This is a genomic window from Arthrobacter sp. MYb229 (assembly GCF_002975405.1).
Lineage (GTDB): Bacteria > Actinomycetota > Actinomycetes > Actinomycetales > Micrococcaceae > Glutamicibacter.
In genome coordinates this window covers 1065767-1090030 of sequence record NZ_PCPS01000001.1, presented here as the reverse complement: position 1 = coordinate 1090030, position 24264 = coordinate 1065767, and the positions used below count along the sequence as shown (strand labels likewise).

The 24264-nt window shown below is 58.7% G+C and carries 23 protein-coding genes; 13 read left to right on the top strand and 10 right to left on the bottom strand.

What is annotated here, in order from left to right; all coding sequences use genetic code 11:
* Positions 1–24 precede the first annotated feature (24 nt).
* The 3 genes from CQ019_RS05120 to CQ019_RS05110 all read left to right on the top strand — a co-directional run bounded on the left by CQ019_RS05120 (position 25) and on the right by CQ019_RS05110 (position 5542).
* Positions 25–2808 carry an RNA helicase gene (locus CQ019_RS05120; RefSeq protein ID WP_105569069.1) on the top strand — a complete coding sequence of 928 codons (2784 nt, stop codon included), beginning with the start codon at positions 25–27 and terminating at the stop codon, positions 2806–2808.
* Between the two features lie 34 nt (positions 2809–2842).
* Positions 2843–4432, top strand: a complete 1590-nt coding sequence (locus CQ019_RS05115; protein WP_105569068.1) for an amidohydrolase — start codon at positions 2843–2845, stop codon at positions 4430–4432.
* Positions 4433–4813: 381 nt separating this feature from the next.
* Positions 4814–5542, top strand: a complete 729-nt coding sequence (locus CQ019_RS05110) for a polyprenol monophosphomannose synthase (RefSeq protein WP_096284450.1) — start codon at positions 4814–4816, stop codon at positions 5540–5542.
* An 82-nt stretch (positions 5543–5624) separates the two neighbouring features.
* On the opposite strand, the gene CQ019_RS05105 is transcribed toward CQ019_RS05110, so the two are convergent.
* From CQ019_RS05105 to zapE, 6 genes are all read right to left on the bottom strand, one after another.
* Positions 5625–5972, bottom strand: a complete 348-nt coding sequence (locus CQ019_RS05105; protein WP_096284452.1) for an RNA polymerase-binding protein RbpA — start codon at positions 5970–5972, stop codon at positions 5625–5627.
* A 176-nt stretch (positions 5973–6148) separates the two neighbouring features.
* A complete protein-coding gene (locus CQ019_RS05100; protein ID WP_258133442.1) occupies positions 6149–7078 on the bottom strand; it encodes an SPFH domain-containing protein in 930 nt (309 codons plus the stop codon).
* A 55-nt stretch (positions 7079–7133) separates the two neighbouring features.
* Entirely contained in the window at positions 7134–7604 is a 471-nt protein-coding gene (locus CQ019_RS05095; protein WP_105552117.1) for an NfeD family protein, read from the bottom strand.
* A gap of 103 nt (positions 7605–7707) precedes the next feature.
* Positions 7708–8556 (bottom strand): putative RNA methyltransferase, encoded by an 849-nt coding sequence (locus CQ019_RS05090; RefSeq protein WP_146113321.1) that lies wholly within the window; start codon positions 8554–8556, stop codon positions 7708–7710.
* On the bottom strand, positions 8556–9200 hold the full coding sequence (locus tag CQ019_RS05085) for a peptide deformylase (RefSeq protein WP_105569066.1): 645 nt from the start codon (positions 9198–9200) through the stop codon (positions 8556–8558). Before CQ019_RS05085 ends, CQ019_RS05090 begins: the two co-directional genes overlap by 1 nt.
* Positions 9197–10261, bottom strand: coding sequence for an AFG1/ZapE family ATPase (gene zapE / locus CQ019_RS05080; protein ID WP_096284460.1), 1065 nt, complete (start codon positions 10259–10261; stop codon positions 9197–9199). The genes CQ019_RS05085 and zapE overlap by 4 nt, the downstream gene beginning before the upstream one ends.
* A 338-nt stretch (positions 10262–10599) precedes the next feature.
* Between zapE and CQ019_RS05075 the strand changes: the two genes are divergently transcribed.
* The 4 genes from CQ019_RS05075 to CQ019_RS05060 all read left to right on the top strand — a co-directional run bounded on the left by CQ019_RS05075 (position 10600) and on the right by CQ019_RS05060 (position 14960).
* Complete coding sequence (locus tag CQ019_RS05075) at positions 10600–10959, top strand: helix-turn-helix transcriptional regulator (RefSeq protein WP_096284462.1); 360 nt, start codon at positions 10600–10602, stop codon at positions 10957–10959.
* Positions 10960–11455: 496 nt separating this feature from the next.
* The gene (locus CQ019_RS05070; protein WP_096284464.1) at positions 11456–11917 is read left to right on the top strand and encodes a DUF3817 domain-containing protein; all 462 of its coding nucleotides are present in this window, start codon (positions 11456–11458) and stop codon (positions 11915–11917) included.
* Between the two features lie 472 nt (positions 11918–12389).
* Entirely contained in the window at positions 12390–13238 is an 849-nt protein-coding gene (locus CQ019_RS05065; RefSeq protein ID WP_096284466.1) for an SDR family oxidoreductase, read from the top strand.
* 447 nt (positions 13239–13685) lie between these two features.
* Positions 13686–14960: a glycosyltransferase gene (locus CQ019_RS05060; RefSeq protein WP_105569065.1), complete on the top strand. Its 1275-nt coding sequence runs from the start codon at positions 13686–13688 to the stop codon at positions 14958–14960.
* 34 nt (positions 14961–14994) lie between these two features.
* On the opposite strand, the gene CQ019_RS05055 is transcribed toward CQ019_RS05060, so the two are convergent.
* Positions 14995–15978 carry an arsenic resistance protein gene (locus CQ019_RS05055; protein ID WP_096284470.1) on the bottom strand — a complete coding sequence of 328 codons (984 nt, stop codon included), beginning with the start codon at positions 15976–15978 and terminating at the stop codon, positions 14995–14997.
* Between the two features lie 119 nt (positions 15979–16097).
* Between CQ019_RS05055 and CQ019_RS05050 the strand changes: the two genes are divergently transcribed.
* Positions 16098–16475 (top strand): DUF3054 domain-containing protein, encoded by a 378-nt coding sequence (locus CQ019_RS05050; RefSeq protein WP_096284472.1) that lies wholly within the window; start codon positions 16098–16100, stop codon positions 16473–16475.
* Here the strand turns inward: CQ019_RS05050 and CQ019_RS18685 are convergent.
* Both CQ019_RS18685 and CQ019_RS05040 read right to left on the bottom strand, forming a co-directional pair.
* On the bottom strand, positions 16461–17006 hold the full coding sequence (locus CQ019_RS18685; protein ID WP_096284474.1) for a hypothetical protein: 546 nt from the start codon (positions 17004–17006) through the stop codon (positions 16461–16463). The genes CQ019_RS05050 and CQ019_RS18685 overlap by 15 nt on opposite strands.
* A gap of 2 nt (positions 17007–17008) precedes the next feature.
* The gene (locus CQ019_RS05040; protein ID WP_096284476.1) at positions 17009–17602 is read right to left on the bottom strand and encodes a sigma factor-like helix-turn-helix DNA-binding protein; all 594 of its coding nucleotides are present in this window, start codon (positions 17600–17602) and stop codon (positions 17009–17011) included.
* Positions 17603–17767: 165 nt separating this feature from the next.
* Here CQ019_RS05040 and CQ019_RS05035 point away from each other — a divergent pair, with 165 nt between their 5' ends.
* On the top strand, positions 17768–18049 hold the full coding sequence (locus tag CQ019_RS05035; protein WP_096284479.1) for an Lrp/AsnC family transcriptional regulator: 282 nt from the start codon (positions 17768–17770) through the stop codon (positions 18047–18049).
* Positions 18050–18128: 79 nt separating this feature from the next.
* Here CQ019_RS05035 and trpD read toward each other — a convergent pair whose 3' ends face one another.
* On the bottom strand, positions 18129–19196 hold the full coding sequence (gene trpD, locus CQ019_RS05030; RefSeq protein ID WP_096284481.1) for an anthranilate phosphoribosyltransferase: 1068 nt from the start codon (positions 19194–19196) through the stop codon (positions 18129–18131).
* Between the two features lie 287 nt (positions 19197–19483).
* Between trpD and CQ019_RS05025 the strand changes: the two genes are divergently transcribed.
* The 4 genes from CQ019_RS05025 to CQ019_RS05010 all read left to right on the top strand — a co-directional run bounded on the left by CQ019_RS05025 (position 19484) and on the right by CQ019_RS05010 (position 23784).
* Positions 19484–20122: a heme-copper oxidase subunit III gene (locus tag CQ019_RS05025; protein WP_096284483.1), complete on the top strand. Its 639-nt coding sequence runs from the start codon at positions 19484–19486 to the stop codon at positions 20120–20122.
* A 75-nt stretch (positions 20123–20197) separates the two neighbouring features.
* Complete coding sequence (locus CQ019_RS05020; RefSeq protein WP_096284485.1) at positions 20198–20992, top strand: c-type cytochrome; 795 nt, start codon at positions 20198–20200, stop codon at positions 20990–20992.
* A 69-nt stretch (positions 20993–21061) separates the two neighbouring features.
* Positions 21062–22111, top strand: coding sequence for a ubiquinol-cytochrome c reductase iron-sulfur subunit (locus CQ019_RS05015; protein ID WP_096284487.1), 1050 nt, complete (start codon positions 21062–21064; stop codon positions 22109–22111).
* 2 nt (positions 22112–22113) lie between these two features.
* Positions 22114–23784: a ubiquinol-cytochrome c reductase cytochrome b subunit gene (locus tag CQ019_RS05010; protein ID WP_096284489.1), complete on the top strand. Its 1671-nt coding sequence runs from the start codon at positions 22114–22116 to the stop codon at positions 23782–23784.
* Positions 23785–24264: the final 480 nt, after the last annotated feature.

Genomic DNA, 24264 nt, shown 5'->3' with positions numbered 1-24264 from the left:
GTTCCAGAAAGTGAACGGCCGATAGTGACTTCACCCGCGGAGCGATACGCGAATTCCAAGGAACGACAGGTCGAAAGCGGCACCTATTTGCCCGACTTCCGTGCCAGCGTGTCCTTCAACCTCGATGAATTCCAGTCCCAAGCCTGCCAGTCGGTGGCCAACGGCCATAGCGTGCTGGTGGCCGCGCCCACCGGTGCGGGCAAGACGGTAGTCGGTGAATTCGCTATCTATCAGGCGATTCACGAGCACCGCAAGGCTTTCTACACCACCCCGATCAAGGCGTTGAGCAACCAGAAGTATTCCGAACTGGTCAAACGCTACGGGCCGGAGCAGGTCGGGCTGCTCACCGGTGACACCTCGATCAACAGCGAAGCCCAGGTGGTGGTCATGACCACCGAAGTGCTGCGCAATATGCTCTATGCGGACTCCCGCACGCTGGATGGGCTGGGCTACGTGATCATGGATGAGGTCCATTATCTCGCCGATAAGTTCCGTGGCGCGGTGTGGGAAGAAGTCATCATCCACCTGCCCTCGAACGTGCAGACAATTTCCTTGTCGGCGACCGTATCCAACGCCGAGGAATTCGGTGGTTGGCTGGATACCGTGCGCGGGCAGACCGACATCATCGTCTCCGAGCATCGCCCGGTCCCGCTCTTTCAGCACGTGATGGTCGGCCCTGAGCTTGTGGATCTCTTTGCCGAAGACGTCGCCTTTGACCGGGCGGCGGACGAGGATGCCAAGATCAGCGTCAACCCCGAATTGCGCAAGCTGGTTCGCAGCAACCGTCCGGCCGGACGCCCCCAGCGTGGCGGACGCGGTCCGCAACGCGGCCGTGCCCAAGGACCGGGCCAGAGCCGCCGGGTCAGCCGCCGCGACGTGATCTCCCGGTTGGATAAGGCCGAACTGCTGCCGGCGATCTTCTTCATCTTCTCCCGCAAGGGCTGCGATATGGCCCTGCAGCAGTGCGTTGCGGCAGATCTGCGGCTCACTAGGAACGAGGAAGCCGCGCAGATCGCCGAGGTGCTGGATGAGGTCGCCTACCGGATCCCCGGTGAGGACCTCGATGTGCTCGAATTCTGGTCCTGGCGCGACGGACTGCTGCGCGGGATCGCCTCGCACCATGCAGGCCTTCTGCCGATCTTCAAAGAGATTGTGGAGGACCTTTTCGCCCGAAATCTGATCAAGGTGGTCTTCGCGACCGAAACGTTGGCCTTGGGCGTTAATATGCCGGCCCGTTCGGTGGTACTGGAAAAGCTGGTGAAATTCAACGGTGAGTCCCATGTGCAGATCTCCTCGGGGGAGTACACCCAGCTCACCGGGCGCGCAGGTCGCCGCGGCATCGATGTCGAGGGCCACTCGATCGTGCTGTGGAATCCGGATATCGAACCGGAAGCCTTGGCCGGGTTGGCCTCCCGGCGTACCTACCCGCTGAATTCCTCCTTCCGTCCGACCTACAACATGTCCACCAACCTGCTGGCGCAGTTCGGACGCGAACAGACCCGCCAGATCCTGGAGTCGTCTTTCGCGCAGTATCAGGCGGACCGTTCGGTGGTCGGCATGGCGCGGCAGGTGCGTTCGCGTGAGGAGTCGTTGGCCGGCTACGAGAAGTCCATGGAATGCCATCTGGGGGACTTCCGCGAATATCTGAAACTCCAACGCGACCTTTCCGAAGCCGAGAAGCGGGCGGCCAAGAACCGCAAGAACCTCCGCCGCTCGGCCGCAGAAAATTCCCTGCAGTCGGTGATCCGCGGCGATGTCGTCGATCTGCCCGGCGGACGACGATTCGGGCGGGCGGTCATCGTCGCCCTGGACGAGTCGCTGTACAACCCGCGCCACACGGTACTGACCGAAGAAGGCCAACTGCGCCGGCTCTCCGTCGATGACCTCAACGGTCCGATAGAGATCATCTCCCGCATCCGGATCCCCAAGGGGTTCACCGGAAAGAGCCCGAAGGAACGCCGGGATCTGGCCACCGCCTTGCGCAATGCGATCGCCGATGAACGCCCTCCGCGTCAGGACGCCCAGAGCTTCAATTTCGACGGAGCGGACTCCTTCGAGCGCGAGAGCGACAAGCTGCGCCTGGCCATGAAGGACCACCCCTGCCATGCCTGCTCCGACCGGGATGCGCATATGCGCTGGGCCGATAGGTACTGGAAGCTGAAGAAGGACACGGACAAGGCACGTCGCGCGATCCGCGGGCGCACCAATACGATCGCCACCGAGTTCGACAAGGTCTGCAAGGTCCTCGAGCGGTTCGACTACCTGATTCCCAGCAATGACGGCGAAGACTACGAAATTACCGCCTCGGGCCGTCGGCTGCGTCGCATCTATGGCGAACGCGACCTGTTGACCAGCCAAGTCCTGGAAACCGGCAAGCTCAACGGGCTGCACCCCGAAGAGCTCTGCGCGGTGGTTGCGGCGCTGGTCTACCAGGGGCGCCGTGACTACGACAGGCCCGATCCGAAGATGCCCACCGACCGGGTCGGCGATATCTGGACCCAGACGATCAATATCTGGGGCACGCTGTCGGACGCCGAGGAGGCACTGGGGTTGAACCCCACCGCACCGCCCGAGGCCGGACTGATCTGGCCCATGTACAAGTGGTCGCGCGGCGCTTCGCTCAATAGCGCACTGCGCGGGGGAGATATGGCCCCGGGCGACTTTGTGCGCTGGGCCAAGCAGGTGATCGACACCTTGGACCAGTTCGCCAAGAACACCGACCTGCCGGTGGAGCTGGTCAGGTCCGCGCGTCAGGCAGTTGACCTGGTCAAGCGTGGGGTCATCGCCTATTCGAACGTCCTTGATTAATCGCAGCCGGTTTGAGAGCAAAGGAAAATAACTCGTGGCACTAACCTTGTACCGCAATGGATCCATCTATTCCGCGGCCGATCCTTTCGCAACGGCTCTGGTCATCGACGGGGATACCGTCGCCTGGCTGGGCGGTGAAGAGGCCGCCGACCGTTATGCTGCGAAGGCCGATCGGGTGATAGATCTTCAAGGCGCCTTGGTGACCCCGGCGTTTGTGGAGTCCCATGCCCATTTGGCGGCCCTCGGCCGCAGCCTCGGGGGAGCGGACCTGACCGGCGCCGGCTCGGCCACGGCACTGCTGGGCCTGCTGGCGCAGCGCGCCAAAACCGCTGAAGATGTGGTGGTCGGCCAGGGCTGGGATGAAACTGCGTGGTCCGACCCTTCGCTTCCGAACGAAACCGATCTGACCTCGGCCGCCGCTGGCCGGCCATATTACCTGTCCAGGCGCGACGTGCACAGCGCCCTGGTGAACCGGGAGCTGCTGGACCGGCTAGGTCTGGGCTCCATCGACTCCGGCCTTGTCCGCGGCGCCGAGCACGACGAGGTACGCCGGGCGTTGCTGACCCAAGGCCCAGCGGTGGAACAATTCCAGCAGCTGGCCTTGGAACACTACGCCTCGCGTGGCTTTGCCACGGTCGTGGAGATGGCCGCCCCGCAGCTCGAGGGCCGTGCGGCGCTGGACCAGCTGCTGGCCGCGGACCTCTCGGCTTTGCCGCAGGTCTACGCATACTGGGGCGAGCTGGTGGACAGCGCCGAACAGGCCGATGAACTGATGCGTTCCTTCCCGCAGGGCCGGGTGCTTGGCCTCGGTGGAGACCTGAGCGTGGACGGCTCCCTCGGCAGCCGCTCTGCCTTCTTGCGTGAAGACTACAGCGATCAGCCCGGCCACCGCGGCCAGGCCTATCTGAGCGTCGAGCAGATCTCCGGACACCTGATTGCCTGCTCGGAGCAGGGGATCCAGGCGGCTTTCCACGTGATCGGCGATGCGGCCCTGGACTTGCTGCTCGAGGGCTTTGATGCTGCGGCGCAGCGGATCGGCATCGCCAAGCTGCAGTCGGCGCGGCACCGCTTGGAACATGTGGAAATGGTAGATGAGCCAACTCGTGCACGCTTGCTTTCCTACTCGATCACCGTCTCCATGCAGCCGGGCTTCGACGCGCTCTGGGGCGGCCCTGAGGGCATGTACGAGCAACGCCTGGGCGAGCGCTCGGCAACGATGAATAATCTTTCTGCCATGCTCTCCAGCGGCGTTCCGCTGGTGCTTGGCTCGGACGCCCCGGTCACCGAGGTCGGTGGCTGGGCCGTGGTGCGCGCGGCCATGTCCATGAGCAACCCGGAGGCAAGTATTTCGGCTCGCGCCGGATTCATGGGCCAAACCCGCTCGACCTATCGTGCGATGGGCGAGCTGAACCCGTTTGCCGGGCAGCTGGTCATCGGCGCTCCGGCCACGTTCGCTGTGTGGAGCGCGTCCGAATTGGCGATTCAGACCCCGGATGAGCGAATTAGTTCCTGGAGTACCGATGCTCGTGCGGGAACGCCGATGCTTCCGGTGGTTGATGAAGAGATTCCGCTGTGCTTGCGAACCGTGCGTGCCGGTGTAACGATCTTCGACCGGTTGGATTAGCGGAATTAGCCCTGAGCATAATCCCCACTGCCGCAAGTTCTTCAATATCACAAATCTAGCCTTTGACAAGTATAGATTTAGTGAAGATTGTAGTCACCATATGGTTGACAGCCGGGGTAGGGGAACGACTAGGCTGGGGGACAGCGCCTCATCGTAATGCACTGCATTGCGTTCGAAACGACGCAGTACGATAGCGATCCCCGGTGACCTTAGATAACATTTCGCACGCTTCGCGCATGTGAGATTGGGCCGAAGTCACCGGGGATTGCTGTGTCTAATAGTGCTGCGGGTTTCCGGGTGACTATACTTTGAATTTGGCTTTACTCTCCGCCCTGTCCGCAGGTTGGAACTTCTGTTGTATATCTAGAAAGGTGCCGCCGCGTGCGCGTCATTACGATCATTCCGACTTATAACGAATTGGAGTCGCTCCCACTGACGGTGGGGCGTCTTCGACAGGCCGTTCCGGATTCGGATGTTTTGATCGTGGACGATAACTCCCCGGACGGCACCGGTGAACTTGCCGATAAGTTCGCGGCCGAGGACTCATCGGTCCACGTACTTCACCGGACCGGCAAGGAAGGCCTGGGCGCGGCCTACATCGCTGGCTTCCGCTGGGCGCTGGAACGCGACTACGACGTGCTGGTGGAAATGGACGCCGATGGCTCGCACATGCCTGAGCAGCTTCCACGCCTGCTGGAGGCCAGCGCCGCCGGCGCCGACCTCGTCATCGGCTCACGCTGGGTCAAGGGCGGCGAGGTCGTCAACTGGCCGCTGCACCGCAAGCTGATCTCCCGCGGTGGCAGCTTCTACGCTCGCACCATGCTCGGCCTGCCGCTGCGCGACATTACCGCCGGATACCGCGCCTTCAAGCGCACCACCCTCGAAGCGATCGATTTCGACGCAGTAGAGTCCCGCGGCTACGGATTCCAGGTCGACATGACCTTCCGTGTGGCGATGCTGCGCAAGAAGATCGTCGAGGTTCCGGTAACTTTCGTGGAACGTGAACTTGGCGATTCGAAGATGAGCGGAAACATCGTGTTCGAAGCAATGTGGAACGTGACCCGTTGGGGACTAGGCGCGCGTTGGAAGAAACTGACTTCCAAGAAGTAGCGCCAAGAGCATAGAAAAAGGGAGGCGGTTTCCAACTCGATGAGTTGGAAACCGCCTCCCTTTTCTGCAGAAGCTTCGAAAACTACGCTGATTCGCCTCGCGAAACGCGCAGGTGGGTCAGGCGGTCGCCCAAGATCTTCTCAAGTTCTTCCGTGCTGCGACGCTCTAGCAGCATGTCCCAGTGGGTACGTACCGGCTTTTCGTTCGCTGCTTCAGGGGCGTTGGCCTCGCCGTGGACCAGCTTTGCCTCTTTGCCGCTCTTGGTGAGCCAAGTGGCAGGAATTTCGGCTTCGGCTGCGAAGACGATGAAAATACCTTCGCCCTCTTCGGTACGGTACTCCACACGCTGACGGGCAGCCGGCTCCACACCTGCCTCAGATTCCATGCTCTGTGCACCCAGGCGCATGCCTCGTAGGCTGCGATCGCTCATGATTTCCCTCCGCGGTGTTTTAAAGAATTCGCTACACGTACCAACGATTGGTCTCACTAAATAATTCCCAGGGAATATTCGCGACACCAAAACATCCATTATACGCGTCGATGGCGGGGTACGTCATGCGCACCCCGCCATCGAACTGATGATATTTCACCCTACATGCTCTGAAATTAGATTCCCGAGTTGTTTTTTGGCGGCTCTACCGGTCCTTCGCCCGGGTTCTGGCTGTTGCTGAACGCGCCGCCAATACCCTTCAAGGCCTCGGTCAGCTCGCTAGGGATAACCCAGAGCGTGTTGCTCGTACCCTCGGCCAGTTTCGGCAAGGTCTGCAGGTACTGGTACGCGAGCAATTCGGAATCCGGCTTACCGGCGTGAATTGCATCGAAGACCTTCTGAATGGCTTGGGATTCGCCATCTGCGCGCAAGATCGATGCCTGGGCATCACCTTCGGCCTTCAGGATCGAAGACTGGCGCTGGCCTTCGGCGGTCAGGATCGAGGACTGCTTGACGCCTTCGGCGGTCAGGATCGCCGCACGGCGATCTCGATCCGCGCGCATCTGCTTCTCCATCGAATCCTGGATCGAGATGGGTGGATCGATGGCCTTCAGCTCGACGCGAGAGACACGAATGCCCCATTTGCCGGTAGCTTCGTCCAAGACACCACGCAGCTGGCCGTTGATCTGGTCGCGGCTGGTCAAAGCCTCTTCCAGGTTCAAGCCACCGACGACGTTACGAAGCGTGGTGGTGGTGAGCTGCTCTACCGCCTGAATGTAATTAGCGATTTCGTAGGTGGCGGCGCGTGGTTCGGTGATCTGGTAGTAGATCACGGTATCGATCGAGACCACGAGGTTGTCTTCGGTAATCACCGGCTGCGGTGGGAAGGAAACAACCTGCTCACGCAGATCAAGCATTGGCAGCAGTCGATCCACGAATGGGATCAGTAGCGTCAGCCCCGGGTTGAGGGTTCGATTGTATTTGCCGAGACGTTCCACAATGCCAGCGCGTGCTTGCGGCACGATACGAACACTGCGCAACAGAACAACGATCACGAAGATCGCCAGGACGACAAGTACAATTGTCGTGCCAAATCCATTTTGCATGGTGTGTACTCTCTTTCCTAGTGCGTAGTAATGGAGGGGTTAAACCGTGGCGAAGCTAGGCTTCGTCTTTCGGCGCGGGGTTGAGGTACGCGGTGGCGCCCTGGATGCGGCTGACTACCGCGTAGGAACCTGGCGACATGGTCGCCGCATTCGCTTCGGCTCGGGCGGTCCAGATTTCACCGGCAATTTTTGCAGATCCGGACAGACGCGATGTAGGTTCCAGAATCAGCGCATCCTGTCCGATCAAGCGCTCAATATTCGTTCGGAAGCCTTCGGGCGATTTCTTCAGGTGCTTAATGGCAACCGGCCTGACCAAGAAGATCATCAACAGCGACATTAAACAGAAAACGACTACTTGCAACCAGATAGGTCCGTCGAAAAGCGCTACGGCGACACCGCCCAACGCGCCTACGCCAAGCATGACGAAGTAAAGATCCAGCGAGATCATTTCAATTATGGCCAACAGCAGGAATAGCGCGAGCCAAATGACCCAGGCATTGCTGATAATCCATTCTGCCGTTGTCATGGCATCCACCTTTGTTCAAAAGAGCAAGGGCCAATTGCGAGTGGCCTTTGCTCCATTCTGCCGTAATGAGACAAGAAAAGCGGTAGTCATTTTGGGGTATTTTCTAGCCTTCGCGGACGAATATATGTACTCCAAAGGATGCGTTGACTCTTTGCGCTCCGAGGGATTCGGTCTTAGCGCGTAAATCCTCGGGGGAGAGGTGATGTCCTGCCGGTCCCATGAAGGCCAAGTTGAACAGGTCGCTGGTCTGCAGGTCCATCGCATAGCTCAAGTTTGTCGACTGCTGGTGCCGCAATCCCGCGGCACCGAACTTTTCGATTAATGATGCCTCTTTGTTTTCTGCGATCCCAAGCATTCCCAATGACTCACGGATCTCTTGCAGATGGTCCTGCGCCGCGGTGACCACCAAGCAGACACCGCGTTTGCGTAGGACGCGCTGAAACTCTGCTGGATTATGTGGGGCAAAGCAGTTCAGGACCACGTCCCGCGATTGATCTGCCGACGGTAGGCGACGCCAGACATCCCACACCATGGCCAGCGTATGTGGCAGTTTCGCCGCCCTCCGCATGGCATAGCGTGAAATGTCCAAGGCCAGCGCGTCAACCTCGGCTGCGGATGCCGAAGCGATCATTTCGCCCAGGTAGTAGCCAGTTCCGGCGCCGGCGTCGAGCACGTCAAGCTTGTTCTCTGGATGGTGTCCGGCAATGGAAGCACTGAGCTCCTTCGCCAAGGGCGCGTAGTGCCCTTGGTTCTGGAAGTTCTCGCGGGCGTTGACCATTGGCCCAGTATCTTCGATGAAGTTTGTCCCGCGGCCAGTTAAGAAGTTGAAATACCCTTGCCTAGCCGCATCAAAACGGTGTCCGTCCGGGCAGTTCAGGCTGCGTCGCGGCTCGGTGGATAGGACCAGGGACTGATCGCAGACCGGGCACAGGACCGTGGTGCTATTCGACATTAGAATTTCAGCTCTTCTCGGGCCTGGCCCAGATCAAGTCCTGGGTAGCGGTACAGTTCGGTTTCGCCGATCAGTGAACGCGTGAGCGCCTTGTCGATGTAGACGGTGCCCGCTAGGTGATCCGTTTCATGTTGCACAATTCGTGCTTGCCAACCAGAGAATTCACGGGTGACCATTGATCCCTCGCGGTCACTGTAACTAGAGATGATCTCTGCGGGGCGATGAACTACAGCTTGGAATCCTTCGAAAGACAGGCAGCCCTCATAGAAGACCGCCTCGCGCTTACCGGCTGCACGATAGCTGGGATTGAAGATTTCCAGATATTCCAAGGGAGTGCGTTCGCGTAGCGCAGCAGATTCCTCGTCGATCGGGTACAAGTCTTCGAGCACCGCAATCTGCAAGGGGATGCCGATCTGCGGCGCTGCGAGCCCAACCCCGGGAGCGGCGTACATGGTCGCTCGCATGACCGCCAGCAGTTCGTTGAGAAGCTCTGCGGGCAGCTGACCCGCGTAGTGCTGAGCTTGTTGGCGCAGTACCGGGTGCCCCAGCTGGACTATCGGGACTACTTGATCCTTGGACTCTGCCAAGATCCCCACCACCAGATCGGTGAGGTCTTTGGCATCTAGAACTTTGCGGTCATTCACTGGGTGATCCGATCAGTCGCTTCTTCTGAATATTGCAATTGCGCCAAACGCGACTCGAGCCGGGCGCGTTCTGTGTCGTGCAGCCTGTGTCCCAGATGTTCTAATCGATCTTGGGTGTAAAGGTGCACCTCCAGGTCCCGGTCATAGAACACGTCTATGAGGTTGGCGAAACGCCGTTCCTCGTCCATTGGCATGGCCTGGCTTGAGGGTACCGAGGTGATGTGCCAGCAGCTGAATCGGGAGGCGAGGGCGAGGTAGTCCGCGGTATTCCGGCGGGTGCGGCAGAGCTGGTCAAAAGAAATTTCAATGGTTGCTCCGCGGTATCTAGCGGGGCCGATTTTGTCGTAGCCAACCTCAATGTGCACATCAAAATCTGATTCGTCAATAGGGGAGTACCCCGGGTTGAGCGTGCCAGCGCGGTAGCCTTCGCGACGCATTCCAGCCGGTGCCGCTAGCGTGCGGTAATCCACGGCTGCATCCAGCTCGAAGACATCAAAAGTTGAACGAATTAGCTCAATGGTGGGCTCCGCGAGATGGTGGAAGTACTCGTCATCCAGAAGCTTCTCTGGCTCGTAATTCGAGGTCGTAACCAGGAAAATTTCATGTTCTTGGCAGTAGCTGACGAGTTTGGCCATGAACATGGCATCACCTGGTTCAACGCAATGGAACTCATCGAACAGCAATATTTTGATGCCGGTCAGTTCACGCTCCAACCCCTGCGCAAAAACCGAGCCAAGGCTCTGCTTCTCGGCATGCTCGCCTGGCTTGTTGATCGCCCGGAAGAACTCATGGAAGTGGTAGCGCGCGGTGACGGTCTGATCCAGATCCGCGCAGAAAGCGTCTAGCAGCATCGACTTGCCACGTCCCGGCGGACCATAAACGTAGACGCCACGTGTGGCTTGAGCCGACGGGTTTGCAAACTTTTGACTCAGCAGTTGGACGAGATCTCGCTGACGCTGATCGAGGCTGAAGCTCTGGCGTTGCAGAGCCGAAATTACACGCCGCCTACGTTGCGCGACTCGACGGGTGCGCAGCAATCTAGCAGGCAGAAGTGAAGGCATGACTAAATCTTCCCATTAGCTCTAGCGACTGCCAATTTTCTTCACGCCGATGTCAGCGAGCACGAGGGACCAAGCAGGTAAGGTGACCTTGACAGAAATTCGGCAATGTATGCAATGCACCATGTCAGCAAGCTATTTACAGTAATTTAAGCTTCAAGTATTATTAGGGGAGTGGCTCGCTCATTCGACGCGCCTATGATCAAGGCAATCATAAAGTCATGACTTGGCTATCGCTTTATTCGTTCTCGTGACCATAATGGTTGCACCGAGGCCTCTTTGTGCGGCGAGTCGTTGGCATCACAAACTCCGGCCAAGCGCCTAGTCGAGGAGTGAGGATCATGACCAGTGAATACGCTGGGTTGCCAACACGCGAGGACATCATATCCAATGATCTGCTCGACATGTCCATGACGATCCTCAAGACCTTGTCGGATCCAGCCAGGCTGCAAATGCTTTGGGCGCTGACCAAGGCAGAGCATTCCTTATCGGAGCTTTCGCAATTCGTTGGAGTCAGCCCAACTGTTGCTGGCCAGCTGCTTGCGAGGCTTCGGACCACCGGAGTGCTGCAGACGCGCAAATCCGGTCGGCACGTCATCTACTCGATGCAAGACGAGCGACTCAAGAAATTCATCGGGCAGACATTGGACTTCGCCGAATACCGACTTCGCATCAGCAATGAAGACGAGCCGGCCATCTAGGCGACGCCGAGTCACGGCGGTGCATTGCCCGAATCAATCCTGCGCCAAGCAGCTAGTAATCGCCCCTACTCAACCCTTGCCTATAGAGCCGATAATCTACATTATGTAAAGTAACGGAAATCTGGCACTCCCCATGGCGGTCTTGCTCATGGCATTTGCCCCGGCTAATTGCAGTTGGGGGCATTCAAATTTCTGTCTCATTTTAGTTGAGGCAGATCCAGTTCAATATGGGCGGATAATTCTCTCCGGACGGCAAGGATATCGGTTTCACGGATGCGGGAATCGATTGCCAAATAGCGACTGTTGGCAACTGTTTTTAGAAGCAAGGCATACAGATGGCGGAACTCATTTCTGCGGAAGCAAAATGCGCCAGCTCACGCGCTGTCAGATTGAACGGAATGCGCGAATTAAACACACGTAGTCTGAGCCGATAGTCTATAGGCAGAGATAATCTCGAAGTTGTTCTCCCCCACCACTCAAGGACTGAAATCAGCCCATGTCTCCAAGCGCCCTCTATCGCACCGTTGCCAGAGCCGAAGCCGTCACCTGGACTATGCTCATCATCGCAATGATCCTAAAATACGGGGTAAAGGTCGGCGATTGGCCCGTATCCATTGCCGGTTTTATCCATGGGTTTGTCTTCCTGTCCTACGTGGTCATGTCGGTTCTCGTAGGCATGAACCAGCGCTGGAGCAAACGTCTCATTATCGGCGCCGCGGCTACCTCGATCATTCCTTACCTCACTATCCCCTTTGATAAGTGGCTGGAGAACAAGGGAAAGCTCGTTGGCGCATGGCGCACAACTGCGAGCGACCATCCTGATGACAGAAAATGGACCGATGCAGCCATGCGTTGGATGGTGGGCCGTCCGGTGCTGACCGGAGCGATCCTGTTGCTTGCGGTAGTCGGGATTTTCTCGACCATGCTGGTCCTTGGCCCTCCGGGCGGACGCGGCTAGCACCCTGCAATAGACCATGGATGTGTCGGCCCGGCTGCCCAATGCATTTTGGTGCGAGGTTGTTTTGCTACACCCGCGACAACCACTAGTCCCGAACACTTGGAAGCGTTCTACCAAACGCGGGTCAATCGGGTCGATGTCCGGGATCGGCTCCGCGCTCCCCCGCCTCGGTTCAGATGACTCAGAACCTTCCAGACGGAATTAGTCCTAGTGGTGCTTAGACTATTAGGCATGGAACCGGCCCGCGACGATCCAAGAAGATTACGCTAGAATCCTGATCAGCCAGACCTCGACGTGGAACGCAGCAACACAGCTGATCCGCTGGCCCGGCACCCGGGACATCCGCAGCCATCAGTCAAACGATGGCTACGGCTAGGAACCAGCGATATTGCAGCTCTGTACTCAACCCGAATTTCCAGCTGTCTACCAACTAGGGCACAATCCCCTGCCTTCCCAAATGAAGAGGACCGCCATGTCAATTGAACTACCGACAGTAATCATCACTGGTGGGACCGGCGGCATGGGAATAGCAACGGCAAGACTCATGGGGCGCGACCACCGAATCGTACTGGCAGACCTCGACCAGACGCGCCTCGATGATGCAGTGCGCGAGCTGGATATGGCCGGAATCGATGCAACGGGCATAGTGTGCGATATTGCCGAGAAAGCGTCCGTCGAGCACCTTTTTCAGTGCGCGGTCTCTGAGGGAAGCCACGTTCGCGCGGTGGTCCACGCCGCTGGCATCAGTCCGCAAATGGGTACGGCTGAACGCATCGCCCGCATAAATGCAACTGGCACAGTCAACATTGCGCAGGCGTTTCTCTCCAGGGCGGCCACCGGCGACGCACTGGTCAATGTGGCATCAACCGCCGGGCATAGCATTCCCAAGCTGCTGATTCCGTCGCGTGCTTTCCGACGCGCCGAGCAACAGCCCGACGCCTTTGAGCAAGCGATCGTTAAGCGAGCGAGGCTCGTCGGCCCAAAGCTGAAAGCTGGTCTGGCCTACGCGATCAGCAAGAACTTCGTCCACTGGTACAGCCGTTTCGTTGCGGCGCGGTTCGGCGAGTTGGGAGCACGGGTCGTTTCGGTCTCCCCGGGGAGCTTCGACACCGCAATGGGGCGTCTGGAGGAGAACCACGGGGCCGGCGACCTCATCAAGTCGGCAGCAATCAAGCGATTCGGCAAGCCCGAGGAAGTCGCGGCTGTTATCGCGTTCTGCGCCAGTGAAGCACCTGGCTACCTGACCGGGATCGATATTCTGGTCGATGGCGGCACCAAGGCCGGACAAGAGTTCGCAACGACACAGAAGAAGGCAGGCTGAGAGGAATAGCGCTTTCTGCTTGTTGCCCACGGCGAACGCCCGTCCCAAGTCCAGACGTGCTTCCCTGCTGAACGGGGCGCGGGCTACTAGCCTCCGGTCCCGGCCTTCTTACTTGCAGAAACCGCCGACATGGCAGCGATTCAACAGCCCGGCACCGATCGGTAAACGAAATGTGGGGCGCGGCACCCCTCGATCGCGAGGCGCCGCCACCGAGCGCGGAGCTTCACAAACAACCGCATCGTCTTCAGTTCCCTCACCAATGATCTGCCTTCCGCAGCGAATCGCTGCCGCCAGCAAGTCCCTGTTCAGCTACGCATTACCAGGGCCGGTTGGTCACGCGCTGTTTCTCCGGATTCTACGGCGGTCCCTGGAATTCCGGCAGGAGTAGCATTGGCGGTGTGCCGGGAAGCCTGCTCGCCAGGTGGTCCCGTCGGGAAGGAACTAGCCATGCGCGTCTTGATCATGTCGTTCGGTACTCGCGGCGACATCCAGCCCTATGCCGCCCTGGCCGGTGAGCTGGCACGTTCCGGGCACGACGTCACCTTTGCAGTCCCCGAGCGGTTCGCGGATCTGGTACCGCAGGGCGGAGCCGGAAGCGTCACGCACTACCCCTGCGGTTCCGAGATGCTGCGTCTGCTGCGCGAGGTCTTGCCCGAGCTGCGCGGTCCGCGCGACGCGCTGAAGACCCTGGGAATCATGACCTCCGCGATGCGCGAGCTGAACTCGGAATGCTGGGCTGCCGCGCAGTCCTTGCGCCCGGACATCGTGGTGTACCACCCCAAGTGCTTGGCCGGGCAGCACATCGCGCAGGCGCTGGGTGTGCCCGGCGTGCTTTCCCTCCCGCTCCCGTTTTTCACCCCGACGCGTGCGCATCCGGTGCCTTTCCTCGGCGGCGCCTCCTTCGGGGCGTGGGGTAACCGTGCGACTTTTGAATTCAGGCGGATGACTGGGATCCTCTACGGCGCCATGATCAATGATTTCCGGCGCGAGGTCGGTCTGGGCCGCGTTGCACGCCTCGCGGACCCGCTCAAGAATCCCGACGGGAGCCCGGTCCACGTCCTGTACCCATACAGCAAACACGTGCTGCCAATCCCCCGCGACTACCCATCCTCGGCCCACGTCACTGGATACTGGTTCCTGGATCAAGGTGATGACTCCAATTGGGAGCCACCGGCACAGCTGGTGGACTTTCTCGCGAATGGATCCCCTCCGGTGTATGTCGGGTTCGGTTCCATGGGCTTTGGCAAGGGGGCAAACGAACGCCGGCAGGCGATTTTGGCCGCGCTGCGGATTAACGGTTTGCGCGGGATCGTTGCGACCGGGTGGGGCGGGATCACCGCGGGCGAGTCCGGGACGGACGATGTCCTCGTCATGGAGGGCGCTGCCCACCAATGGCTCTTCCCGCGCGTCTCGGCGGTAGTGCACCACGGCGGTGCCGGCTCGACAGCGGCCGGGCTGCGGTCGGGGCGGCCGACACTAGTTGTCCCGTTCCTTGGAGACCAGCCGTTCTGGGGCGCGCGATTGCACGCGCTGGGGGTCGGGCCGGCTCCGCTACCGGCCAGGAACTTGGTTACCGGCCTGAACGATCGTCTCGGCGACCTTGTCCGCACGGACTCCTACGCGATCCGCGCCGCCGGGCTAGGCGCGGCAATTCGAGCCGAAGACGGCCTCGGCGTCGGCGTGCAGGTGCTGGAGCAGATCGTCGACGGGTTTGCGCGTTGAGCCAAATTCGGCTGGCGTGGAGCCGAGTGCTCACCTAGTTCCGGACAGGATTTGTCTGCCGGAGAATTTTCGGAACCAAACGTATGAGTATCAACATGCACAGCAGTTCTACCAGCGTCTGGGTGACCACAACCGTGGGTGCCAGTTCGTATTTTGCCGGCAAGGCCAGAGCCAAGGGCAAAACGACTAACGAGTTTCGGGTGATTCCGCTGAAGACCAATGCGCGACCCGCAGCAACATCGGAATTCGATAATTTGGCGACAAGCGTTCCGGCGGCAGCCATGATGATCGCGAAAGCCACAAATATCGGCAGGACACGTAGCACTTGCTGCAGCTCCGTCGCCACGAGGGCGATCTGCGATCCTACGACCGCGGCAAGAGTCGCCATCATGAGAGGCACCATTAACCACTGGGCGGCCGAGATAAGGGTACCGGCTTGGGGTGATCGTTGGGCTAAAAACCTGGTCAGCGTAGCCGCAACCAGAGGGAGAACGATGAGCCCCAGAAAGGCGCCCAGAAACTTTCCTGGCGCGAACAGTTCCACTGCTTTTGGGCCCATTACCAAGAAGATAAACGCTGGTATCAGAAGCATCTGCAATATCATCAGCAACGGTGTTGCGGCCAGCAGCCGATGGCCTGCTCCCCCGGCAATGTTCGTGAACACAATGACATAGTCCACGCAGGGAGCCAACAGCACCAGCAGGACGCCAACCAGGAGTGCCTGATCGTTTTGCACGAAGCGCGATAGGCCAAAGACGACGAGGGGAACCAAGAGGAAATTCACGAGTACCAGCGCACCGAGAAACTTCAGGTCTTTGAACGCAGAGCCGAGTTTTCCTAGCGGCAAGGCCAAGAACGTGGCATAAAGCAAGAGCCCAATCAGTGGATTGATCGTGATTTCCAGAACGGGTTTGCCCGCGGGCAACCACAGTCCGAGCAGGCAGCCGCCGAGTATCGCAGCTAAATAGAGAACAATCTGGTGCCGTTCCATCCAAACTTCACCAGGCCAGCTTCTCATGCCTCTCAGTCTAACGATCTGCGGAGCCCGCCAGCAGCGCAGCGCTTTTGTGGCGAAGGCGACGGGGCTCGATGCTGATCGGAACACAATCCGTTCAGGCCATTGCCTAAGATGGAATCATGTCTGAAAATATTCGCAAATGGCCGTTGTGGGCCGGCATCGATCTTGTGCTCATTGTTCTCTTTGCGCTTCTGGGGCGACGCGAACATGAGCACGCGCTGTCAATCAGTGGAATATTGATGACGGCCCTACCATTCCTGATCGCCTACCTGATCATGACGCTGATTTCCCGGCCGTGGGTGACCATCAACCGACTATGGCCAACCGGTGTTCTCGTCTGGCTAGGCACCGTGGCTCTTGGACTTGCCTTGCGGGTGGCGATGAATTCGACAGCTGCCCTGCCGTTTATCATCGTGACGGTTTTGGCGCTTGGACTCTTCTTGATGGGGCGACGTCTCGTCTGCAAGCTCGTGGCTCTTCGCTCAGTGAAGAAGTAGTATGCCTAGGCCATAGCCGGCGGCGGCGACTAGGCAACTTGAAAACGTTCCCAAGATGAACTGCTCGGCTGCCTGATGGTTTTTCAGTTCGGAGAAACGGCCAAGGCCCTTAACCGCAAGTACGACCGCGATGCCTTCCGGCCAATGTGCCCAGAGCGTCGCAACTACCGCAGAGCGCTCCAGCAGTCCGATCCACAAGCCGCCACGCAGTGGCGAGGCATCGGTCTTTGGGCTTTCTTCCACCTGGTCCTGGCGCGAGGCCAACTGGAAAATCAATTCGGTGAGCGGTCCGCCGAAGCTTACGGCAAAAAGCACGCTGACCGCGATGATCAGTACTTCGGGAACGGCGGCTGGGCCTTCGTCCGGGCGGGCGGCAAGTCCCAGGATTAACGTCACTACGGCAGCCATTGCGGCAATGACCGTGAGTACATTGCGGAACTTCGCCTTAGCGCCCTGTGCCCCGCCGAGGAAGCTGGCGGCCACGGCGATCACTACGGCCAATACAAGTACGGACCAGGCAACCCAGAGCATGGTCACTCCCCTATCTGTCGCAGTTGCTTGGACAAAGATTTGGTGGCTTCCTCCATCATGCGATTCGCTTCGAACCATAGTGCTGCTGAAAGCCTAGATGAGACGGCCTGCTGGGTGATGCCCAGGCGCGCGGCAATTTGTTGTTGGGTCAGCCCCTGATCGGCTAACGTTCCGGCTTCCCAAGCCGTCGCCCGCCGTTTGGAAATGATGCAAGCGGTGAGCTGGAGTTCTGCTTCCAGTCGAGTCGCTTCTTCCGTGGGTCCTTCGACAGCCACGTGTGCGTTCGTGTTCTTGGCTCGTTCCACCGCATCTCTGGCGAATACGAACGCCGGTCCCCTGCCGGCACGAGTTTCTTTGGGCAGCGGGAGTTCTACTTGGCCAAAGCCAAGGCCAACGCTCCAATCCCCCGAAGCGGCCATCATAACGGCGAGATGGATTGCTTCCATTGCGTCATCGAAGACGGCTTGGACTTCATCGCCCGCCGTACGCTGGAACGGCCTAATGTGCGAGACCGTGGAGTTGGCCTGCTCTATTAGCGCTTCAACCTTGTCCTCGCCTTGACGCGATCGACGCTGGTCGATAGTTAATACGATCATACCTACAATCCTAATACCTTGTATTATTTTTTACAAAAGTTAAAGATTGTTTAATGCCACGCATAGGCTTGACTCACACATGGGACTCCTCTGCGCAGTGCACTAGAGTTATTTCATGAAGCAAAACCCCAAAAGCGGGGAAAATTCTAACGTTGAGAGGTTTTCATGGTTACCGCATTCGTCATGATTCAGACGGCAACCGACAGTATTCCTGAGTCGGCGAAGCAGATCTCGGAAATCGAAGGAATTAGCGAGGTGTATTCCGTCGCCGGCGACTGGGATCTCATCGCCGTGGCACGCGTCCACAAGCACGAGGACTTGGCCGAGGTAATTGCCAATCGACTGTCGAAGATTCCTGGCATCCGCCAGACGCAGACGCACATTGCCTTCCGTGCCTACTCGGCACACGATCTAGAGGCGGCCTTCTCGCTGGGTCTAGACGACTAAGAGTCTGTTCCCACAAGAAAGGGAGCTTGTCTCGGATTGCCAGGCATCCGAGACAAGCTCCCTTTCTTGTACGATCGTTCTACTTTCCGACGATCTTGGAAGTTGTTGCCGACCAGGTATTCAAGGCCTTCGCGGCGGCGCCCGAATCGAGCGAATGCTCCGCGCGGAGCATTGCCGCGCGCATCCGGTCCTGAAAACTTCCCTGGGCATCCTGCGCAAAGGCGACCATGCCCGCGGCGGAGTTCAGCACCACGGCATCTCGCACCGGACCGGTTGCACCGGAGACGATATCGCGGACCACTCCCGCATTAAAGGCGGCATCTGCCCCGCGCAGGTCATCCAGCGTCGCGCGCGCAATGCCCAGGTCTTGTGCGTCAAAAGCGAACTCTTCCACCTTGCCCTCGCGCACCTCCCACACCATATTGGGCGCGGTGGTGGTGAGCTCATCCAGGCCATCATCGCCGCGGAAGACCAATCCGCGCGACCCTCGGCTAGCGAGAACCCCTGCCATGATCGGTGCCATGCGCAAGTCCGAGCAGCCAATGGCCGAAGCGCTGGGAAGCGCCGGGTTAGTTAGCGGTCCCATGAAGTTGAAGGCGGTAGGCACCCGCAGCCCGCGACGCGCACCGGCAACATGGCGCATCGAAGGGTGGAAAATATTGGCAAAGCAGAATGCGATGCCCACCTCGTCATAAACGTCGACCAGGCGTTCGATCGGTACATCGAGATGCACGTCGAGCGCCTCGAGCACATCGGCAGAACCCGAAGAGGAAGAGGAAGCGCGATTTCCGTGCTTTACGATCTTCACCCCGGCGCCGGCGCACACCAAGGTAGACATGGTCGAGATGTTCACCGTGTTCTGGCGATCGCCACCGGTGCCAACAATGTCTAGCGTTTGTGCATCGATGGTCAGCTCGCGCGCGTTGGCCACCATGGAGTCGACCAGACCGGTCAATTCCGCCACGGTCTCGCCCTTGGCGCGGAGCGCAACAAGGAAGCCGGCGATCTGGACGTCGCTAGCTTCTCCGGTCATGATTTCGTTCATCGCCCAGGCCGCTTGTTCGCGGCTTAGGTTCTCTCCGCTAATCAGGGAAGCCAAAAGATCTGGCCACGTTGGGAACTTTTCGTTTGCAAGGCTCGTTGACACGTACGTAAGCCTATCGATGCTGCTCCCCCGCTGCTACTTCGTGTCGTTGCGTGATGTGCCGCAAGACAGCGAACTTATCGCCGAAAATACCCCTAATTAGGGCACGTTTATGTTTCATAAACGATTGTTTCGTGCGGCGCGCCGGATCAAGCTCTACGAATTGTAGAAAGAGTTTGTCGGCTACTTCCGCGTGTTTCCGCGGTTGTTCTCTAAGTGTGTCGTAGAAAACCTCATTCAACCATGGTTTGCATTGGTATCTGAGGCCTGTTTAGAGACATAATGACAGTGTGACAACTGCGACTCATGCCCCAAATACGACGGCGCCACATGCGCCGAACCGCCCAAACATGGTGTCGGTGGGAACGATGGTGTGGCTCTCCAGCGAGCTCATGTTCTTCGCCGCCCTCTTCGCCATGTACTTCAGCCTCCGGGCTGCCGCGCCCGAGCTTTGGGCGACCGAAACCGCAAAGCTGAACGTACCGTTCGCGCTGATTAACACCTTGATTCTGGTGTCCAGCTCGTTCTCGTGCCAGATTGGCGTGTTCAAAGCCGAAGAATTCAAGCCTCGCCGTTCCGGTGGACTTTTCAAGTTCAAGGAATGGGGAATGATCGAATGGTTCATCCTTACCTTCATTCTCGGCGCGATCTTCGTCTCTGTTCAGGCTTACGAATACGCCGTGCTGGTAAGCGAAGGCGTAGCACTGAACTCGAACTCGTACGCTTCCTCGTTCTACATCACCACTGGCTTCCACGGCATTCACGTGCTCGGTGGCCTAATAGCATTCTTGCTAATTATTGGTCGAGGAATGCTAGCTAAGAAGTTTGGTCACTTTGAAGCGACCGGCGCCATCGTTGTGTCTTACTACTGGCACTTCGTTGACGTTGTGTGGATCGCGCTCTTTGCGATCATCTACTTCTTGCAGTAGGCAACTAATATCCATCAGTTGCCTCCACAGAAGTATGGCAACACCACACCAAGAAACTAAGTGAGGAACCAGCAAGTGAAGGCTCTTTCGAAAAAGCGCCGCCACCCGCTCGCCGCTGTGGCCCTGCTGTTGTTCGGATTGCTGGTCACCGGCAGTCTTTACACTGCAGCCGGTAGCGTAAGCGAAGCGAAGGCAGCGGAAACCACTTCTGCATCGGCAGCCGATGTAGAGGAAGGCCAGAAGCTTTTCGTAGCCAACTGCGCCACCTGCCACGGCATGAACGCCGAAGGCTCCGAGGAAGGCCCCTCGCTGATCGGCGTCGGCGCCGCAGCGGTTGACTTCCAGGTAGGCACCGGCCGTATGCCAATGCAGATGCAGGGCCCGCAGGCCCAGGTTAAGCCAGTTCAGTTTGACGAAGACCAGATCTCGCAGATGTCGGCCTATGTTGCGAGCCTAGGCGCAGGTCCAGCTATTCCGGACGAAGAATATTTGGACACCACCAAGGGCGACGCAGCCCACGGTGGCACCGTATTCCGCGTGAACTGCGCAATGTGCCACAACGCTGCTGCCGCAGGTGGCGCGTTGACCCGCGGCAAGTTCGCACCGACGCTGGCCGGCGTCTCAGAGAAGCACATTTACGAAGCGATGGCTACCGGTCCGCAGAACATGCCAGTGTTCAACGACTCGAACATCACCCCGGACGAGAAGCGTGACGTTGTCACCTTCCTGAAGACCATCGAAGCTAATGGCTCTGCCGGTGGCGCTGCGCTTGGATCCCTGGGTCCAGTGGCTGAAGGCCTCTTCGTATGGACCGCCGGTTTGGGCATCATTATCGCCTTCACCATTTGGTTGACCTCGCGTCCTTCCTAAGGCTTTCGCGGTGAAAACCGCAAACATCACTACGTACATATATTCCTAACAGAAGGATGAGAGAGAAACATGGGCGACCATAGTCACGGCAGTCCCGAAGAATCGGGCACCGTTGCTAAGGCTGACGATGTAGCTCAGGACCGGTTTGCCGATCCAGGACTCCCCCCACATCGTCCGCGTCTCGCAGATCGCGATCCGCGCGCAGCCAAGCGACACGAGCGCCAAGTTGCGCTGCTATTTACCATCTCCATCATTGGCACGCTGTTCTTCTTCGTGGCTTACTTCGTCCTGGGCCACCTGGGTGAAATGACCTTCGCTGAACTGCGTGTGCAGAACGCTGCACTGGGCCTGGGCACCGCATTCGCGATGCTCGGTATCGGTGTAGGTATTGTTCACTGGGCCAAGACTCTGATGCCGGACCACGAACTCGTTGAATCACGTCACGAGATCAGCTCCGAAGCAGATCGCCAGGATGCAGTCGATATCATCGACACGGTCATCGATGAGAGTGGTATCAAGCGCCGTCCGCTGATCCGCAACACCTTGATCGGTGCCATTGCCTTGGCTCCGATCCCCGCAATCTTCATGTTCCGCGACCTGGACCGTACCGGTAAGACCGCGCACGAGATGATCGATTCCATGCGTCACACTCTGTGGGACACCGGCGTTCGTCTGACTCGCGATCCATCGGGTACCCCGATCAAGGCCTCGGACGTGCAGCTTGGCTCCGCTTTCCACGTGATCCCTGAGGGTCTGGAAGAAGCAGAGAACATGCTCAACGAAAAGGCCAAGGCCGTTGTGCTGCTCATGCGCATGGACCCGCAGGAGATGAACATCTCCGAGGGCCGCGAAGACTGGCATGTAGATGGCATTGTTGCCTACTCGAAGATCTGCACCCACGTGGGTTGCCCGATCGCATTGTACGAGCAGCACACCCATCACCTGCTGTGCCCCTGCCACCAGTCGACCTTCGACCTTGCCAACGAGTGCAAGGTAGTCTTCGGTCCGGCTGGACACGCACTTCCGCAGTTGCCTATTACCGTGGACGCTGACGGCTACCTGGTAGCCCAGAGCGATTTCCACGAACCTGTAGGCCCAAGCTACTGGGAGCGTGGTTAATCATGGCATCGCCTAATGAATACACCCCCTCGACCGCTACCGGACGGATCGCGAACTTCGTCGATTCCCGCGTTGGCGCTTCGGGCATGGTCAAGGAATTCGGTCGCAAGATCTTCCCTGACCACTGGTCCTTCATGTTTGGTGAAGTGGCGCTGTACACCTTCGTACTGTTGCTGCTCTCCGGCACGTTCCTAACCTTCTTCTTCGATCCTTCGATGACGCACGTGACCTACAACGGTTCGTACGTGCCGCTGAAGGGCATTGGAATGTCGACCGCCATGGCTTCCACCCTGGACATCTCCTTTGATGTTCGCGGCGGCTTGTTCATGCGCCAGGTTCACCACTGGTCCGCACTGCTCTTCGTAGCTTCCCTGTCCGTGCACATGCTGCGCGTATTCTTCACCGGCGCCTTCCGTCGCCCACGTGAATTGAACTGGGTTGTCGGCGGCGTGCTGCTGATCATGGGTCTTGCAGCTGGTTTCACCGGCTACTCCCTCCCAGATGATCTGCTTTCCGGCAACGGTCTGCGCATTATCGATGGTGTGATGAAGGCACTGCCTATCGTTGGTACCTACCTGTCGATGTTCTTCTTCGGTGGAGAGTTCCCGGGCTTGCACGTCATTCCCCGCTTGTACTCGCTGCACATCATGATCGTGCCTGCGGTGATCATCTTGCTCCTGGTGATCCACCTGTTCATGGTTGTGACCCACAAGCACACCCAGTATCCTGGCCCAGGCCGCACCAACGACAACGTTGTTGGCTTCCCAGTTGGTCCGGTATACGCAGCGAAGGCCGGTGGCTTCTTCTTCATCGTCTTCGGTATCGTGGCATTCATTTCGGCGCTCTTCCAGATCAACCCGGTCTGGAACTACGGTCCGTATGACCCATCGCCGGTTTCTGCTGGTACCCAGCCCGACTGGTACATCGGCTTCGTCGATGGCGCCTTGCGTTTGATGCCTGGTTACCTCGGTAACTTCAGCTTGGAATGGGTTATTCCATTCCCTTGGGGCGACAACACTTTGATCTTGAGTGTTCTGCTTCCTGCATTGGTTCCTGCCGGCGCACTGTTCGCAGTGATGTTCGCCTGGCCATGGATCGAACGTTGGATCACCAAGGACAACCGCGAGCACCACCTGTTGGACCGCCCGCGCAACGCTCCATTCCGTACCGCGGTGGGTGCCGCTGGCGTGGTCTTCTACTGCGTGATGTGGGCAGCTGCCTCGTCTGACTTGATCGCAACTCACTTCCACATATCGCTGAATGACGTCACCTACTGGTTGCGTACGCTGTTCTTCCTGGGCCCAATCTTCGCCTTCTGGTTGACGCGTCGTATCTGCTTGTCGCTGCAGCGCAAGGATCGTGAGATCGTACTGCACGGTCGTGAAGCTGGCATTATCCAGATGTCCCCTGAGGGTGGCTTCTCGGAGAAGCACGAGGAAGTCGACGTGTACAAGCGTTACCTCCTCACCAACTTCAACGACAACAAGTACATTCCGGCACAGCCGGATGCAGCAGGGCACGTCTCCGGTTCGGAGAAGCGCCGTGCGGCGATCTCGAAGTTCTTCTTCGAAGATCGTGTTGCCCCAGTTACCCCAGCGGAGCTTGAAGCTGCACACGCAGCCCACGGCCACCATGAGGTTGAGGGTGAAAAGCAAGACTCGATCGAGAAGTAAGCTCGACTCGCATTAGTCACAAGAAGAGGGGCACACCAGTTGGTGTGTCCCTCTTCTAGGTTTAACAGCGCATTGCTGCGCTCTGCTCCCCCGCAACCGGCTTTCCTCGCGGGCAGCTCCACCATCTCCGGGCATTCAGTTGAACGTGGCGGCGTTCCCAACTGATCATTGAGCACATCGGCTGTCGTGAAGCGTCTCGCCCAAGCATTGGACCGCTTCCCCAGGCCCGCAGTACTGGAACCACGCGCATACGAGGCAGCCAACCCGCTTAGTGGCCTGTGAGGCGCTCCGGAGCGCCGCCTGCGAGCACGTGCTGGTATGCGCGGATACTCGGCGGCGAGAGGGCCGCACAGACCCTCTGAACCCTGAAACCTGTCTATCCACGTATGGCCTAACGTTTTGTCATGCGAACCACTTGGGCATAACATCAGGTCAGCGATGGTTAGTCAGTCGGTGTAGTGAGTTCGGAATGATCAGATC

What these genes read in the sequence shown, in the direction of transcription:
- CQ019_RS05105 (WP_096284452.1), bottom strand. Translation starts at nt 5,972, where the DNA reads ATGAGCGATCGCAGCCTACGAGGCATGCGCCTGGGTGCACAGAGCATG.
- CQ019_RS05100 (WP_258133442.1), bottom strand. Translation starts at nt 7,078, where the DNA reads ATGCAAAATGGATTTGGCACGACAATTGTACTTGTCGTCCTGGCGATC.
- CQ019_RS05095 (WP_105552117.1), bottom strand. Translation starts at nt 7,604, where the DNA reads ATGACAACGGCAGAATGGATTATCAGCAATGCCTGGGTCATTTGGCTC.
- CQ019_RS05090 (WP_146113321.1), bottom strand. Translation starts at nt 8,556, where the DNA reads ATGTCGAATAGCACCACGGTCCTGTGCCCGGTCTGCGATCAGTCCCTG.
- zapE (WP_096284460.1), bottom strand. Translation starts at nt 10,261, where the DNA reads ATGCCTTCACTTCTGCCTGCTAGATTGCTGCGCACCCGTCGAGTCGCG.
- CQ019_RS05075 (WP_096284462.1), top strand. Translation starts at nt 10,600, where the DNA reads ATGACCAGTGAATACGCTGGGTTGCCAACACGCGAGGACATCATATCC.
- CQ019_RS05070 (WP_096284464.1), top strand. Translation starts at nt 11,456, where the DNA reads ATGTCTCCAAGCGCCCTCTATCGCACCGTTGCCAGAGCCGAAGCCGTC.
- CQ019_RS05065 (WP_096284466.1), top strand. Translation starts at nt 12,390, where the DNA reads ATGTCAATTGAACTACCGACAGTAATCATCACTGGTGGGACCGGCGGC.
- CQ019_RS05060 (WP_105569065.1), top strand. Translation starts at nt 13,686, where the DNA reads ATGCGCGTCTTGATCATGTCGTTCGGTACTCGCGGCGACATCCAGCCC.
- CQ019_RS05055 (WP_096284470.1), bottom strand. Translation starts at nt 15,978, where the DNA reads ATGAGAAGCTGGCCTGGTGAAGTTTGGATGGAACGGCACCAGATTGTT.
- CQ019_RS05050 (WP_096284472.1), top strand. Translation starts at nt 16,098, where the DNA reads ATGTCTGAAAATATTCGCAAATGGCCGTTGTGGGCCGGCATCGATCTT.
- CQ019_RS18685 (WP_096284474.1), bottom strand. Translation starts at nt 17,006, where the DNA reads ATGCTCTGGGTTGCCTGGTCCGTACTTGTATTGGCCGTAGTGATCGCC.
- CQ019_RS05040 (WP_096284476.1), bottom strand. Translation starts at nt 17,602, where the DNA reads ATGATCGTATTAACTATCGACCAGCGTCGATCGCGTCAAGGCGAGGAC.
- CQ019_RS05035 (WP_096284479.1), top strand. Translation starts at nt 17,768, where the DNA reads ATGGTTACCGCATTCGTCATGATTCAGACGGCAACCGACAGTATTCCT.
- CQ019_RS05015 (WP_096284487.1), top strand. Translation starts at nt 21,062, where the DNA reads ATGGGCGACCATAGTCACGGCAGTCCCGAAGAATCGGGCACCGTTGCT.
- CQ019_RS05010 (WP_096284489.1), top strand. Translation starts at nt 22,114, where the DNA reads ATGGCATCGCCTAATGAATACACCCCCTCGACCGCTACCGGACGGATC.